The sequence below is a fragment of the Shewanella violacea DSS12 genome (genome assembly GCF_000091325.1).
GTDB classification, from domain to species: domain Bacteria; phylum Pseudomonadota; class Gammaproteobacteria; order Enterobacterales; family Shewanellaceae; genus Shewanella; species Shewanella violacea.
This window is the reverse complement of record NC_014012.1, coordinates 113,878-128,643: the sequence shown is the minus strand read 5'-3', so window position 1 is coordinate 128,643 and position 14,766 is coordinate 113,878. Positions and strand designations below refer to the sequence as shown.

Annotated in this window: 15 protein-coding genes; 10 read left to right on the top strand and 5 right to left on the bottom strand. The window is 42.2% G+C overall.

Translation table 11 applies throughout. The features are described from left to right. Positions 1-2 precede the first annotated feature (2 nt). Positions 3-482: a pantetheine-phosphate adenylyltransferase gene (gene coaD / locus SVI_RS00520; RefSeq protein WP_013049397.1), complete on the bottom strand. Its 480-nt coding sequence runs from the start codon at positions 480-482 to the stop codon at positions 3-5. Between the two features lie 114 nt (positions 483-596). Continuing rightward, entirely contained in the window at positions 597-2,027 is a 1,431-nt protein-coding gene (gene hldE / locus SVI_RS00515) for a bifunctional D-glycero-beta-D-manno-heptose-7-phosphate kinase/D-glycero-beta-D-manno-heptose 1-phosphate adenylyltransferase HldE (protein ID WP_013049396.1), read from the bottom strand. A gap of 362 nt (positions 2,028-2,389) precedes the next feature. On the opposite strand from hldE, the gene SVI_RS00510 reads away from it, so the two are divergent. Together SVI_RS00510 and rfaD are read left to right on the top strand one after the other, a co-directional pair. Beyond that, a complete protein-coding gene (locus SVI_RS00510) occupies positions 2,390-3,397 on the top strand; it encodes a glycosyltransferase family 9 protein (protein WP_013049395.1) in 1,008 nt (335 codons plus the stop codon). Positions 3,398-3,467: 70 nt separating this feature from the next. Then, positions 3,468-4,421: an ADP-glyceromanno-heptose 6-epimerase gene (gene rfaD / locus SVI_RS00505; RefSeq protein WP_013049394.1), complete on the top strand. Its 954-nt coding sequence runs from the start codon at positions 3,468-3,470 to the stop codon at positions 4,419-4,421. Positions 4,422-4,475: 54 nt separating this feature from the next. Here rfaD and SVI_RS00500 read toward each other — a convergent pair whose 3' ends face one another. After that, positions 4,476-5,549 carry a CDP-glycerol glycerophosphotransferase family protein gene (locus SVI_RS00500; protein WP_013049393.1) on the bottom strand — a complete coding sequence of 358 codons (1,074 nt, stop codon included), beginning with the start codon at positions 5,547-5,549 and terminating at the stop codon, positions 4,476-4,478. 303 nt (positions 5,550-5,852) lie between these two features. Between SVI_RS00500 and SVI_RS00495 the strand changes: the two genes are divergently transcribed. The 4 genes from SVI_RS00495 (at position 5,853) to SVI_RS00480 (ending at position 9,448) form a co-directional block, all read left to right on the top strand. After that, on the top strand, positions 5,853-6,272 hold the full coding sequence (locus SVI_RS00495; protein WP_013049392.1) for an adenylyltransferase/cytidyltransferase family protein: 420 nt from the start codon (positions 5,853-5,855) through the stop codon (positions 6,270-6,272). Continuing rightward, positions 6,273-7,349, top strand: coding sequence for an iron-containing alcohol dehydrogenase (locus SVI_RS00490; protein ID WP_013049391.1), 1,077 nt, complete (start codon positions 6,273-6,275; stop codon positions 7,347-7,349). It abuts the gene before it with no gap. An 86-nt stretch (positions 7,350-7,435) separates the two neighbouring features. Then, a complete protein-coding gene (locus SVI_RS00485) occupies positions 7,436-8,545 on the top strand; it encodes a glycosyltransferase family 9 protein (protein WP_041419536.1) in 1,110 nt (369 codons plus the stop codon). 51 nt (positions 8,546-8,596) lie between these two features. Beyond that, positions 8,597-9,448, top strand: coding sequence for a glycosyltransferase (locus SVI_RS00480; RefSeq protein WP_013049389.1), 852 nt, complete (start codon positions 8,597-8,599; stop codon positions 9,446-9,448). Positions 9,449-9,554: 106 nt separating this feature from the next. On the opposite strand, the gene SVI_RS00475 is transcribed toward SVI_RS00480, so the two are convergent. Beyond that, positions 9,555-10,628, bottom strand: a complete 1,074-nt coding sequence (locus tag SVI_RS00475) for a glycosyltransferase family 9 protein (RefSeq protein ID WP_041419535.1) — start codon at positions 10,626-10,628, stop codon at positions 9,555-9,557. Positions 10,629-10,738: 110 nt separating this feature from the next. Next, a complete protein-coding gene (locus tag SVI_RS00470) occupies positions 10,739-11,782 on the bottom strand; it encodes a glycosyltransferase family 9 protein (protein WP_013049387.1) in 1,044 nt (347 codons plus the stop codon). A gap of 262 nt (positions 11,783-12,044) precedes the next feature. Between SVI_RS00470 and SVI_RS00465 the strand changes: the two genes are divergently transcribed. The 4 genes from SVI_RS00465 to rfbD all read left to right on the top strand — a co-directional run bounded on the left by SVI_RS00465 (position 12,045) and on the right by rfbD (position 14,666). Next, positions 12,045-12,851: a glycosyltransferase family 2 protein gene (locus tag SVI_RS00465; protein WP_013049386.1), complete on the top strand. Its 807-nt coding sequence runs from the start codon at positions 12,045-12,047 to the stop codon at positions 12,849-12,851. Positions 12,852-12,890: 39 nt separating this feature from the next. Further along, positions 12,891-13,436, top strand: a complete 546-nt coding sequence (gene rfbC / locus SVI_RS00460) for a dTDP-4-dehydrorhamnose 3,5-epimerase (protein WP_013049385.1) — start codon at positions 12,891-12,893, stop codon at positions 13,434-13,436. Positions 13,437-13,458: 22 nt separating this feature from the next. Then, positions 13,459-13,695, top strand: coding sequence for a GDP-mannose 4,6-dehydratase (locus SVI_RS20955; RefSeq protein WP_083779872.1), 237 nt, complete (start codon positions 13,459-13,461; stop codon positions 13,693-13,695). A gap of 104 nt (positions 13,696-13,799) precedes the next feature. Next, positions 13,800-14,666 (top strand): dTDP-4-dehydrorhamnose reductase, encoded by an 867-nt coding sequence (gene rfbD / locus SVI_RS00455; protein WP_013049384.1) that lies wholly within the window; start codon positions 13,800-13,802, stop codon positions 14,664-14,666. Positions 14,667-14,766: the final 100 nt, after the last annotated feature.

Below are 14,766 nucleotides of genomic sequence, written 5' to 3'. Positions count from 1 at the left end.
TACTACTTAACCTGTTTTAACAAAGCTTTAGAAACTTCAGGGTGGACGAATTGACTGACATCACCACCATGGTAAGCCACCTCTTTCACTAAGGTTGACGAAATAAATGAGTTCTCTTCTGCTGGTGTCAGGAACACACTCTCCAGATCTGCACTGAGACGACGGTTCATGTTAGCTAGCTGAAATTCATACTCAAAATCTGATACAGCCCTCAAACCCCGAACCAATACACTGGCTTGTTGTTCCTTTGCAAAATCCACCAACAAGCCTGTAAAGCCTACTACCTCAACATTATCCAAATGTGCAGTGACCAGTTTAATCAGCTCCACACGCTCCTCTAATGTAAATTTAGGTTGCTTGGAAGGATTAGCCGCGATACCGATCACCACATGCTTAAATAACTTAGCCGCGCGCTCGATGAGATCCGTATGACCATTAGTCACGGGATCGAATGTCCCTGGGTAAATAGCTTTTGTATGCATAGCTAGCCTTCAACACTATAATTTCAGTTAAATATCAAGTATATCGATTTAAGTTACCGGCTTATGCTCTAGCTGATATCCCGACACACGTTTCTACTGCGATGATCTTAGGGGTCACTGAGACGCCATAATATTTTCGATGATCTTAGTGGTAGATATACCATCTTCAAAGCAGAGCACTTTCACCACACCACCGGCAGCCATTACTTCTTTACCACCAGCTATGTCCTCGATTTTATAATCCCCGCCCTTGACTAACATGTCGGGTAACAGGTGAGAGATGATTCGCTGGGGAGTATCTTCGCTAAAAGGCACCACCCAATCCACAGAAGCCAGACCGGCAAGCACAGCCATACGCCTATCGAGAGGATTAACCGGTCTGCCATCACCCTTTAAGCGCTTTACAGAATCGTCATTATTGACCGCGACTATAAGCCTATCTCCCAAAGCCCTTGCTTCCTGGAGGTAGCTAACATGACCGGCATGGAGAATATCGAAGCAGCCATTGGTCATCACAACACGTTCACCGCGCAATTTTGCCTGTTCCAGTGCGTATACTAGTTGATCCTCAGCAACAACACCGACTCCAACTTCACCACGACTGAGGGAAAGAGCCTCTATCAACTCAATTCGACTAACCGTAGAGGTACCAAGTTTAGCCACCACGATACCAGCAGCCGTGTTGGCAATAGCACAAGCCTCAGCAAGTGAGCTACCCGCAGCAATAGCGGTAGCCAGTGCTGAAATCACGGTATCACCGGCACCCGTCACATCATGAACTTCTCGGGCAACTGTAGGTATGTGCAGCTCGAGTTCATCTGAGGTGATCAGTGTCATGCCTTTCTCAGAACGTGTAACCAGTATGGCCTCGAGTTCAAACTGTTTAAGCAGTTTATGGGCCTTCTCGATAAGATCGGCTTCACAGCTTACTTCGCCAGCAACCATTTCAAATTCACTCAGGTTTGGCGTAAGCAGAGTCGCTCCACGATAGCGGGAGAAATCACTGCCTTTAGGATCGATTAAGACTTTAACCCCTTGTGCTCTAGCTTGCTGAATGAAGGGCTGAGGATCGACGAGAGCACCTTTGCCATAATCGGATAATACCACTACCTCGACGCTAGCCAGTTGCTCGATCGCACCATTTAGTAAGGCTTGACTCTCTACAGCAGAATACGCCTCTTCAAAATCGAGGCGGATCAATTGCTGACTACGGGACATCACCCTAAGCTTAGTGATAGTTGGTTTACCAGCAACAATATGCCATTTAGGTTCAACTCCCAGAGCTTGTACGCCTGTGGTCAATGCATCGGCGGTTTCATCTTGACCGACAATACCAGCTAAAGAGACTTGACCACCCAGAGCCGCAATGTTGAGTGCCACGTTAGCCGCTCCACCAGGGCGATCCTCGATATGATTGATTCGAACCACAGGTACAGGTGCTTCAGGAGAAATACGCTCTGTAGGCCCTATCCAGTATCGATCTAGCATGACATCACCGACGACTAAGACCTTAGCTTTTTCAAATGCTGGCAGAGAAACCTTCATAACACTCTTATCTTTTGCAAAATTAGACCTAGATTGTACCTAATTTTTCTTGGCTCTGTTAGCTTTCAGTCAATTTCTATTTGAGCTAGCTCAGCACAGAGCAAGACAAGTAAACATAGCGTCCCCCACTCTTTACTAACATGTAACAACACAAATCTAAGACGATATTCACATTAATATTTCTGAACTAAATTTAATCTGCAAATCCATTTATCTATGGCCAAGCGCACAGTTTAGGCCATATGAAACTGTTATTATTTACGATAACTCTTATCGTTTTCAGATTAGATGTTTATCGGGGATGCAGATAATGGCTACATATTGCATTTGATGAATAATTTTAAAAACTTGGTTACTTTCATATGATCGAAAGAGTTTTAGTTATCCGACATGACAAGATTGGCGATTTTGTGCTTTCTTGGCCGGCATTATTCCTATTAAAGAAGGCTATGCCCAAAGCCAGTATCGAGGTGTTCGTCGCACCAGCGGTACAGGCACTAGCAGCAACCTGCCCATATGTAGACCATGTCATTGTTGATACTGGTGATGACAAAGCCATTACCGAAAAATTTATTGCTCGAAACTACGATGCTGTGCTCGTCTCCTGCTCACAGTTTAGAATCTATAAGATGATACGACATCTAGATACCGCCTATAAATTGGCACCAAAACTCAACTGGTATCAATACCTATACCAACATAGGGTAGACGCGAAATACAAGAAGGGAGAGCCTTGTTGGCGTGGTGGGTGCATGATGGTAGAGCACTTTCTAACACACCACGGATATACCATTCCAACACTACCTCAGCAATATTGGGACATGAGTGCCGAACGAGAAAAATGGCAAAATTATTATGGTCGTCAGCAAGATGAAAAACTCATTTTTGTGCATCCTGGGACAGGAGGCTCATCGGGTAGTGTAGCGCCAGCAGATTTTTCCAGCCTATTAATTAACATTGATAGTCGAACTCAAGCCAACTGTAAATTTGTTCTTACCTATAATGGCAATGAAGAGCTATTAGCACGAGATATTTTCGATAGTCTTAGTGCCAAATCAATCAAGGTTATCATGGCAAAGCCACTGTCGAGTCTGGCTGATTTTGCAAAATCTATCGTTGCTGCAGATATGTTTATGGCGGGATCAACGGGTCCACTCCATATCGCAGGCTTACATAATGTGCCAACCGTGGGCTTTTATGCCGGCAGACATTCGGCACCTATAGTGCGCTGGCAGACCCTATCACATAGTCATAAACGCTTGTCTTATGCTCCCCCAGTCGGTAAGAGCACGGGTCGAAACATGGCTCTAATCAATTTTGACGCCGTCGAAAAAGACATGGTGGCCTACTTAGATGCTAATTATGCTTAATTCAAGCAAATAGTTAATTATTATCATGATTTGAGCTCAGCTCAACTCGCCAAAAAATTGGAAGATGAATATGATTGTAGTCACAGGTGCCGCAGGATTTATTGGCAGTAACTTAGTCAAAGCACTCAACGATATGGGCCGCTGTGACATCATTGCCGTTGACGATCTCAGCGACGGCACACAAATGTTTAATTTAGCCGACTGTGAAATCGCCGACTATCTTGATAAAGATGATTTTCTTGCCAAGATCAAAGCGGGTGACTTTAATGGTCAACTTGAAGTGATTTTCCATCAAGGCGCATGCTCATCGACCACTGAGTGGGATGGCAAGTTCATGATGGCGAACAATTATGAATACTCGAAGAGTATGCTCCATTATTGTCAGATGAATAAATGTCAGTTTATTTATGCCTCTTCGGCCTCTGTTTATGGTGGCAGCGATAAATTCGTTGAACAACGGCAATTCGAGAAGCCATTGAATGTTTATGCCTACTCCAAGTTTCTATTCGATCAATATGTTAGGCAGCAGAAATTAACCACTCAAGTTGCAGGTTTACGTTACTTCAATGTTTACGGCCCCCGAGAACAGCATAAAGCAGGCATGGCCAGCGTTGCATTCCATTTCAATAATCAAATTAAAGCGACAGGAGTCTGTCGACTCTTCGAAGGCGTTGAAGGCTATCAGGATGGTCAACAGTTACGTGACTTTGTTTACGTAAAAGATGTCGTTAAGGTGAATTTGTGGTTATGGCAGAACCCTGAGATATCCGGCGTATTTAACTGTGGTACCGGTGAAGCCCAGAGCTTTAACGATGTGGCGAATGCCGTCATAAACTATCATGATGAAGGTAAGATTGAGTACATCCCCTTTCCGGAAAAATTAAAGGGGGCTTACCAACATTACACCCAAGCCGACTTAACTAGGCTTCGTCAAGCGGGTTACACTCAGGCATTTAAAACGGTAGAGCAAGCAGTACCTGAATACTTAGACTGGCTTAAGTCGCAACACTTTATCGGTCAATAATCTGATGTTTGAATTGCCAAATAGTTTATACATTATTTGGCAATCTCTGTTTGCCTATAACTCACTCTCATCAGATAACAGGTAATCGACTATCCGTTGACTAGATAAACCATCGACCTTACCTGCAAGCTCATAAATATATTTTGATCTTTGCATAGCAAACGATTCAGGATTTGCAATCTGCTCATCCACCACGGACTTCAATTCTTTATAGGACGCTGCATGTACAGCAACTCCAGCATACTTGTAGAGGTCTTCATCCATGCGATTATTGAAGCGAAATTTAAAAATGCCCCTATAACTCCAGCGCAGATGATAAAAGTCGCACCATACAACTGGCTTATCCAGTGCTGCAAATTCAAATAAAGCGGAGGATGCATCGCTAATAAGCAGATCTGCACTCGCCATGAAAGGCAATAAGTTTACCTGCTCAACAGGTGCAAGATAGACGTTATCGAATCGTCCCCAATGCTCAAGTAATTGCTTCTGCTTTTTATAATTTGGCTTACTGAGTGAGAAATAATGCGGTTTAAGCAAGATATTATATTCAGAAAATTCTGCTGGCCAATCCCAGCCCATTTTTTCAATGCTACTAGGGTAGAATGTAGGAGCGTAAAGCAGTGTTGGCTTGGCAGGATCTAAACCCAGCGCCCCGATATCCAATCCTTTCTCTACGCCTTGAATAATAGGATCGAGTTTAGCATAGCCAGTATCGACAAACGTTTTACCAGGAAACAGCTGCTGTAAACGTTTGAGTCGATATTGCCCCTCGACAAAACGAACATCCATATCTGATTCTGATACTGTGTAATAACAAGATTTAGGACCGATACCATGTTGCATTAAGGCCCTTCGACTTAGCCCCTTCAGTTTTTCAGCATAATCAAAAGTATTACCAAATATGACCCATTTAGGCTTATTTTTTAAGTAAAAAGCTAGTGCTTGCTCGGTGTCATCCACCCAATGAACATTTAACTGATGCTCTGACACTAAGGCATCTAATGCCGTTTGCTGCTCAAGATTACGATATACAATGAAATATACAGACTCTCCACGCTTATTTAACTCATCCTTAACGGGTAAGTACTGTGGGAGATAATAGGGATGTAAAACATCAAAACAGATCACTGTGAACCTTCTTAAAAATGCTTCGAAAACGAGACCATAGAGTAAATCTAGACAATGGTTACTCGTTAGAGTTCATACAAAATAATGATGACGATTGTAACACATAGCCTTAAGACTAGTGACTATTCATCATTCCCCTTAAAGACCCTACTCATAGCTGAACTGTGATACCAATAAAACGAGAGTAACTAAAGTTCGTCTTCATATCGTGGTTTCTCAACAAGTGTGTTTGCTTTATCATAGCGATTCCTCTCCCGTAGACCAAAATATGTTTACGGTTTAACCTTAGCTCTGTGGTGTTACATGTCTAAAAAAGTGTTAGTTGTCGGTGTATTTGATCTTTTTCATCGAGGTCATGTTGAATTTCTTCAGAAAGCTGCAGAATTTGGTGATGAACTCATTATTTTAATTAATGGCGATGAGATGACAGAAAAATATAAACGTCGTCCCATTTACAATGAAGATGATAGGGCTGCAATCCTGAATTCGTTAGCTTGCGTTTCCCAAGTTGAAGTGACGAATAGTTTTGATATTAAACCCATTATCGAAAAGTATGGCATTGACATAATTGCTCATGGTGATGACTGGGAGCATGAATCGTATCTAGCGCAAATTCGTTGTACGCCAGCTTATCTCGACGAGCAAGGTGTAAGCTTAGCTTATACTCAATACCATAAATCAGTCAGTACCAGCGCAATACTAAAACAAATAAAGGAATCATAATTGTCAAACACTACGAGGAAGTTCAGCACTCGGCATTTAGAGTTTCCTGCTCAATTGCTTGTTGAAAAAGACGCGATAGCCAATACACAATTGTTATCGAATCTACAATCCCCAAAGAGGGTCTTGCTCGCGATTGATGAAGGCGTGAAACACTTGGCTAAACACGCTTTGTCTGATATTTGGTTTAGTGAAACTAGTACCGTACATATTATCGAGAGAGCAGATTTTTCTAACGTCTCTCAGGTTGATGCCATTTGTGCTAAAAAACAAATCCAGACCGTTGTGGCTTTCGGTGGAGGAAAAGTTCTCGATGTATGTAAACGACTAGCAAGCCTACGCCACATAGAACTAATTGTTATCCCTACAGCACTTTCAAGCGATTGTATTTCATCACCTATAGCTGTAATTTTTGATGATTCAGGGAAAAAGCTCAGTCTTCCTGCAGCCATTCCGAATGTCATCATAGTCGATACCGAACTTTGCTCACAGGCACCGACACGATTAACACAAGCAGGAATTGGCGATCTACTTTCTAACTATTCTGCATTACTTGATATGAACTACGCCAAAGACAGGGCTCATGTTGATGGATTTTCTTATCTTCTAGCAAAATCAGCAGCAAATGAAATTTTAGGCGTCCAGCATCTAGCCGTTAACGACCAAGCAGTGATAACACAACTTGCCGAAGGGCTTATTTTGTCAGGTTTAGCTATGGGTTTTTCGGGAGATTCTCGTCCCTGTTCAGGAGCTGAACATTTAATAAGCCATGCCCTCGATTTTTTAAACTTAGGCAATGGTTTGCATGGTGAACAAGTCGCACTAGGCATGAAGTTTTGCCATCACTTAAGATTACTCTTGAACTTACCAGGTCTAAATCATGCGGTATTATCTTGTATTGATAACTTCAAAATTCGAAGCACACCTGAAACTTTGAATATAAGTAAAAGTGAATTTTTTGAAGCCTTATCAATCAGTCCTGACATGCGACAAGGCCGAGTCACCTTTTTAGAATCATTAGACTCGATACCTAAAGTCCATCTTGAAAAAGCATACCTAAATGCCTTTGTACCTGTTTGACCTAAGCATTAATACAGATGAGAGTTTTCAGGGAACTTAAACAACTGTATCCTATGCCTAACTCAGCATTATCATGGCTCTCTTCAATGTCAATAATCTCATCTACTCAACTAGAAAGCGCCAAACGCTTGCTCTTTATTTCTCCTGTAGCCTTAGGAGACTTTCTATACCTAAAGACCTTTCTTATTGCATTAAAGAAACAAAATTCACATATTGAGATTGATATTTGGCTCGATGATAACCGCAATAATTCAGATGCTTGGCGTCTTTCTCGCAGCAAGATAATGCAGCAATGGATAGAAGCCGAACCCGCCTTTACAAGAAGCTACGGATGCTGTTCATCAGAGAAACAACAAAGAGCACAGATTTTCGACGCACAGGCAATCAATTACGATCTTATAATCACCCACTCAGGAAGTAAGAGTGAGCAATTTTCTAATGTTGCCAGAGAGATAGGTCCAGATGCATTTATTGTCTCAAGCATAGGTAAATCCAAGTATTTCGGACTAATTGACAGTTTTCTGTTTAGACATAGCGATCGATTATTCAAGCTCGAAGAAAATAATTTACCAGCCAAGCATCATATCACCGACAGGTACTATCAATTACTGAATAGAATTGTGGGTATTAAGCTGGATAAAAATGATTTTATGCCAAGCTTAACCATACCTAATGAGATCGCCATAATCACTCAAAACTGGTTAAAGACCCAATTTACCGATAGCGGTCGACAGGGCCCATTGATATTCCTTAATCACCTTTCCACTAATAGCAAACGAGACTGGCAAGAATCTCAACTATTTGAGTTAATTAAATTAATTGGAAACAAAAGCCCCGATAGTCGCTTTGTCGTAAACGTCACGAAAGAAAATTATAAAAAAGTATCTGATGCGATAAAAAATAATATTAATTTAGCCAGTCTGCAAGTATCTGTATTCACCGTTAATGAGCACTTTTTTGAATTACCCTCTATGATTGCAAGTGCCGATCTGGTCATAACCGTAGAGACAGCGATAATGCACTTTGCCACCGCATCGAATAGGCCCCTTATTGCAATGATGCGACAAAAGAAGCCTTACTGGGCACCACCAAGCAGCCAGACTTCTAGAGTACTGTACGCAAGCAAGGGCAAAGGATACGTGAGCGACATCAGTGTCAATCAAGTACTAGATACCTACGTTGAAATGACCCGATAAAAATTACCATCTTTACGAATTCAACCTTATAACTTTCACCAAGGTTTTATCATGAAAAAAGCGATATTTACGCTCGCGATTGGCGACAATCCTATGTATAGAGCAGCAATTGAAAGCTTCCGGATCTATGCAGACAAAGTCGGTGCTGATCTTATTGTTTCAGAGGAGCTTCACTACCAAGTAGATATAAAAAATCCTAAATACGATGCCAACCCAGCTTGGAGTGAAAAGTTATACATAGGTGAACTACTAAAGAAGTATGATCGCGTTCTCTATCTAGATGCAGACTTTATTATCACTCCAGAAGCAGAAAATGTTTTTGATACACTAGATGACCTTAATTCTATATACATGTTCAATGAGGGTCGATATCGTGATAGAACTCCAGTAATAAAAGAAGCCTGCGACCTGCTTGGCGATGTACCTAATTGGGACTCAGTGTCCAATCTACCCGTTTATTTCAACATGGGAATGTTGTTAATCTCTAAGGAGTGCCCACTTTTCGAACACCTGTCAGTCGAAAAACTCCAATCTGTATGTAATAAGATCAAATTTTACGAACAGACACTAACTAACTACATGATCCAAAAACATAAAATAAGTTATAAATGTGTAGAATCTAAATTTAATCGTATGGATCTTTTAGGGTTAGATAATTACCGTCAGGCCGACTTTATCCATTATGCAGGCCGAGGATTCCGAGATAAATGCCCACTACGAGAAGTTAGATATATTGCTGATTATTGTGAAATGTTTCATGATCAAGTGTCAGAAAGCCAGAGAAAACAGCTGAAAAAAGATGCTTGGAACCTATACATAGCTAAGCTTCAGAGAAAAACAAAACTACCTTATAGTTTACTTAACACCGTTGTTACCCCTCTTATTGGCAAAAAATGGTTATAGGCATTCAATCGATGAAGACCATCCACTCTTCAAAAGATGGTTTTCATTTGGAAGATTAGCAAATATTGATAAATATACAGTTAGATAATCACCTTACAGCCTATTTTTAACTCTCACTGCATCCTAGCAGGCGAGCAATCTCTGACATGCCAATATCCAAGCCATTGATGTCATTCAAAACGGCCATTTTTTCTTGTAAGTTCTTGAGATATTCCACTTCAAGCAACTGACGTGTTTTAGTCAGTATATCTAGCTGTTCACTTCCACAGGCTAAGATCAAGTTAGCTGCAACACAGCTATTGATACGACCAGGCTGATCTTTAGAGATAGCCACTGCGAGTGTCGGTATTTTTAGGGCTATGGATTGCAACATGGTATCGCCACCACTCAAAATAGCAGCCTTGGCACCAGCCAGTAGGTTAATAAATTCACAGGTATTAAGATGAGGGATTGCAATTACCCCTTCCAGATCTGGTAGAGATTTCGGGTAGTTTGGCCCAAAAACCATTAAACTCGGTATGCCAGTTTCTCGGAAAATAGTCTTAGCCACTTGAGCAAAAAGGTCGGCTGCCAATCCATTTTTTAAGCTGTGACCGCCAGAACCTGCACTATATAGCAGGTATTCACCTTGCTTAATATCATATTGATCAAAGAGAGCTTTCTGCTGCTCACTGGTTGGCGATGTGAAGATACTTCCCGTATATATCGGATGTTTTCGCTTAATCAGCCCTAGCAGAAACTTATCGAATCGACTGATATCTCCAATAACAAACTTGGGCTGCACGACCCAATGACTGTCTGTCACCCGAGCTCGAGCAATCTTCATTCCACGGGATCGCTTTCTACGGTGCTGGCTAATAAAAATAACCTTGGCCCCCATGTTATGGGCGTGCTTAAGTTGGGCTTTACGACCCGCAGCATCGAAAATAACCAGATCTGGCTTAAGTTCAGTTATTAGCTGATTAACTTCACGAATTTTTTTAGTTGGCGTATCATCGACTAGGTGAGTTGAATATGGACAATCACCAATATAAGAAACATGTCGATTTAGAACGAAATCAATTTTCGCTTTTGGCCAGCGATTCATCACCTCATCGGCGATGATTTTAGAGCGCATAAACTCACCAATTCCTTCGGTGGTAGATACTGGTACAAACAAAATTTTCGGTGCCAACAACATCAAATACTTCCTTCCAGCTTAGCCAGCTAAGCCCCTATTCATCCTTGAAAATAGACTGCAGACACCGCTAGCTTCAGCATGGCCACACAAAAACGAATTGCATTATACCACTAGTCAGCCAGCCCATGCGATAGTAAGTCAAAGCGTGATATAACCAAATCTATAGATATCAGATTCATTAGTTCCTCGCCCTTGGCTCTAGTTCCCCATGCCACCTTTCCCTCTGCCTGACTCGCGATAACATCATGGTACACACTCACTACATTTTCCAGACTTGCGTATGGACCAGTACGCCCAGGGTTTGAATGTGCGTATAGCCCAATGACCTGGGTGCCTTGAGTCACAGCCATATGTGCAGGTCCAGTATCGGGGGCTAGTACAATTGCGGCTTGCTTTAATACAGCTAATAATTGAGTCAACGAGGTTTTGCCGACCTGGTTCTCCAGGGGAACGGCACAGGAGAGTTCAATATTCTTGGCTAACTCAAGCTCTAAAGCGGCAGGCCCACCACACAAGATGACCCGGAAGCCTTTAGATATCGCATGCTCTGCCACCGCGGCGTAGCGCTCAGGCAGCCAGTTGCGTTCAGCCTTACTGGCGGCGGCGCAGATAACTAAGGTTTTATCGCCATCGGGGAGCATCTTCTTAGCAAATTCGGTATCTGCGACAGGAACAGGGATATCCCACTTAGGGGTGAGGTCTGTCACCCCTAATACCTTAGCGAAGCCCATAAAGCCTTCAAGCACATGGGGAGTGGCAAGAGGCTCGACACTCTGATTAGTCACCAGCCATTGCCCCTCTTTCGCTCGTGCGCGATCGAAGCCGATCCGAACCTTGGCAGATATAGCCAGTGAAGCTATTGTCGCTCTTAAGGCCACCTGCATATGCAGCAGCACATCAAATTTTTTCCCCGCCAAATCCCCGCGTAACTTGAAGTAGCTACGCCAGCCCTGTGACTTGTCAAAAATGACAAAATCAACACCATTAAGATGCTTAAGCAACTGATATTCTATCTTACCGATAACCCAAGTTATCTTAAGCTTAGGATATTGCCTCTGTATCGCCTGCACCATAGCCACGGCATGACACACATCGCCGATTGCAGACAAGCGTAACAAACACAGAGAATTGATATTAGCTAGATTTAAGCTCATAGGGCCAGAGAGTTAGAGATGAAGCCACAGAGTTTAATTGAAATTGGAGTGAACTAACAAGACTTCCTTGAGCTAAGCCTATCTGATAAAGAAATCCACATAATTCGCGATGCCAATCAATTCCAATACCAAGGTAATAGAATCAAATTTATATTTATGTCTCAAGATATTCACCAGCTCGACAGTTTCATTTCAAAAGGCTTAACAGGTATAATTCACTTGCAGTAGAGTATGATCGAAATTCGCACCAGGACCCTAATAGATGACAGTATCTTTAATTATTACGACTTATAATTGGCCTAAAGCACTAGATAGGGTCTTAAAAAGCACGTTAATACAATCAATTCAACCAGATGAAATCATCATTGCCGATGACGGTTCGAGTGAAGCGACCAAGCATGTTATAGATAAGCATAGAGCTAAAACTAATATTTCAATTATCCACAGTTGGCAAGAAGATAAGGGGTTTAGACTCTCACGCAGTAGAAATAACGCAATATCTAAATCAAGCATGGATTATATTATTCTAATCGATGGAGATATGGTGCTTGAACGACACTTTATCGCCGACCATATAAAGCATTCAGAACGCGGATTTTTTGCCGTTGGAAAACGCGTCAGATTATCGGAAAGCATGACCAGTAAACAATTATCCCTCCCAGGTGAAATATCGCCATTTAGCAAAGGCATTTCCAGAGGTAGGGAACATTCGATACGATTGCCATTACTGTCTAAGCTATTCAGCAAGACTCAAATGAATTCAGTGAGCAGTATACAAAGCTGCAATATCGCCTTTTGGAAACTTGATGCCATCAGTATTAATGGTTTTAACAATGACTTTGTTGGTTGGGGCCCAGAGGATAAAGAATTTTCATTACGATTGCTAAATAATGGTATTTTAAGAAAAAACATAAAGTTTAGTGCCATTGCATTCCATCTCTATCACAAGGAAAATTCTAAGGGAATGCTAAAAGTAAATACTGATATTTTGGCTCTGTGTCTGGCTCAAAAATCCAACTGGTGTAGCAATGGACTAAACGAGTTCTCTAAAACCAAGCCGGCATTGTAGATAAATACAGTGATACTCAGCTCAGAACATAATGGCCCTATGAACATCACTGACACGCCGATAGCAGATTTAAAACTACTTTCTCCTCGCGTCCATGAAGACGAGCGGGGCTGTTTCTGCGAAACTTTCCGTGACTCCTGGTTTAGGCAGCAGATAGCCGATGTCACTTTCGTGCAGGAGAACCATAGCCGCTCGATTAAAGGCTGCTTAAGAGGCTTACATTTTCAATCACCACGCAGCCAAGGCAAGTTAATACGTGTGGTCGTTGGTGAGATATTCGATGTTGCGGTCGATCTACGCAAACACAGTCCTAGCTTAGGTCAATGGTTCGGTACATATCTATCGGCAAAAAATCGTCAGCAGATGTGGCTTCCAGCAGGCTTTGCCCACGGCTTTTATGTTACTTCAGATTCTGCGGAGATAATCTACAAGTGTACCGATTATTATGCCCCTGAGTTCGAGAAAACCCTCACTTGGGACGATGACACTCTTGCCATAGACTGGCCCCTTCGGGGACAATTACCCATATTATCAAGCAAAGATAAAATAGGGCTTTCCTTCGATGACATAACCCAGGGCTTGTGATTATGGATCACATAGTAATAAAATAATTTTAGTCACTGGCTTTATCGGTTCGGCATTAATACGCTTCCTGATAAATGAGACGTCTGATGCAGTCATCAACTTAAATAAGCTAACATATACAGGTAACATTGAGTCAATGACTAGTATCGAGGCCGACTGGCGCTACCAGTTTATCCATGGGGATCTCTGCAATAGTGAGCTTGTCGATAGCGTATTGACCCGATATAGTCCAGCTATCGTCATGTATCTGGCAGCCTGAGAAAATGTCAAATCTAGCTTAGACTGCGACCTTAAACTCTATATCAATAACCCAGAATGGGGCCAACATATTATAAATTTAGAAAAGCCTGATGGTCAGTCACTATGACGTCGATAGCGCGCACCCTAATCATAGGTAAGCATGGTCAACTAGCCCAAGCCTTAATCGCCAGTAAGCCAAGATATATAAATGCTACGGCCATTGGCCGAGATGATGTAGATATCGGCTCATTAGACTCAATTTTAGCTGCGATTGAACAGACCCACGCTGACCTCATTATCAATACAGCCGCCTATACCCAAGTGGACATGGCAGAATCACGGCGAGACCTGGCATTTTCAGTCAATCGAGATGGCGCAGGCAATATCGCATTGGCGGCAAAACTGACCCAAACTCGCTTGATTCACCTTTCAACTGATTACGTATTTAACGGCCAGAAAAATAAGGCCTATTGCGTCGATGATGAATCTAGTGCGATCAATGTATATGGCACCTCTAAACAAGCCGGAGAACAAGCCGTCATAGCCGCTAACTATGAGAAGGCCTGTATAGTACGCAGTTCTTGGCTCTACTCCCAATTTGGCTCTAATTTCGTCAAGACTATGCTAAAGCTCATAACAGAACAGCCAGAACTATCGGTTATTAATGACCAGATATCTTGCCCTACCTCAGCATCTGAACTAGGCCTGTTTATCTGGAATCTGAGTCAAGAAGAAAACTTAGCTCCTATCTATCACTGGAGTGATGCCGGTACCGCTAGTTGGTATGAATTCGCCCTAGAAATTCAAGGTATAGCACTAAGCTTAGGTAAACTTGATACTCGTATTCCAATTAAGCCCATCTCATCAAGTCAATTTCCTAGTGCCGCCTCACGCCCTAAATTTAGCTTGCTCGATATAACGGCATCCAGGCAAATAATGACGGCTAAACCTTGGCAAGAGAATCTGGCTGCAGTGCTGAAACAGCTATAATTTCTTCGAATCATACAACTTGATGTAGAATGAGCTGAGCCCTAAGGCTTCACTTTATTTTTAACCACTTAAGCCAGACTTTATGCCAGCTAACGTTCAA

Bases quoted from the DNA above. Each gene is read 5' to 3' on its own strand.
- coaD (WP_013049397.1), bottom strand. From the start codon at position 482: ATGCATACAAAAGCTATTTACCCAGGGACATTCGATCCCGTGACTAAT.
- hldE (WP_013049396.1), bottom strand. From the start codon at position 2,027: ATGAAGGTTTCTCTGCCAGCATTTGAAAAAGCTAAGGTCTTAGTCGTC.
- SVI_RS00510 (WP_013049395.1), top strand. From the start codon at position 2,390: ATGATCGAAAGAGTTTTAGTTATCCGACATGACAAGATTGGCGATTTT.
- rfaD (WP_013049394.1), top strand. From the start codon at position 3,468: ATGATTGTAGTCACAGGTGCCGCAGGATTTATTGGCAGTAACTTAGTC.
- SVI_RS00495 (WP_013049392.1), top strand. From the start codon at position 5,853: ATGTCTAAAAAAGTGTTAGTTGTCGGTGTATTTGATCTTTTTCATCGA.
- SVI_RS00485 (WP_041419536.1), top strand. From the start codon at position 7,436: ATGTCAATAATCTCATCTACTCAACTAGAAAGCGCCAAACGCTTGCTC.
- SVI_RS00480 (WP_013049389.1), top strand. From the start codon at position 8,597: ATGAAAAAAGCGATATTTACGCTCGCGATTGGCGACAATCCTATGTAT.
- SVI_RS00475 (WP_041419535.1), bottom strand. From the start codon at position 10,628: ATGTTGTTGGCACCGAAAATTTTGTTTGTACCAGTATCTACCACCGAA.
- SVI_RS00470 (WP_013049387.1), bottom strand. From the start codon at position 11,782: ATGAGCTTAAATCTAGCTAATATCAATTCTCTGTGTTTGTTACGCTTG.
- SVI_RS00465 (WP_013049386.1), top strand. From the start codon at position 12,045: ATGACAGTATCTTTAATTATTACGACTTATAATTGGCCTAAAGCACTA.
- rfbC (WP_013049385.1), top strand. From the start codon at position 12,891: ATGAACATCACTGACACGCCGATAGCAGATTTAAAACTACTTTCTCCT.
- rfbD (WP_013049384.1), top strand. From the start codon at position 13,800: ATGACGTCGATAGCGCGCACCCTAATCATAGGTAAGCATGGTCAACTA.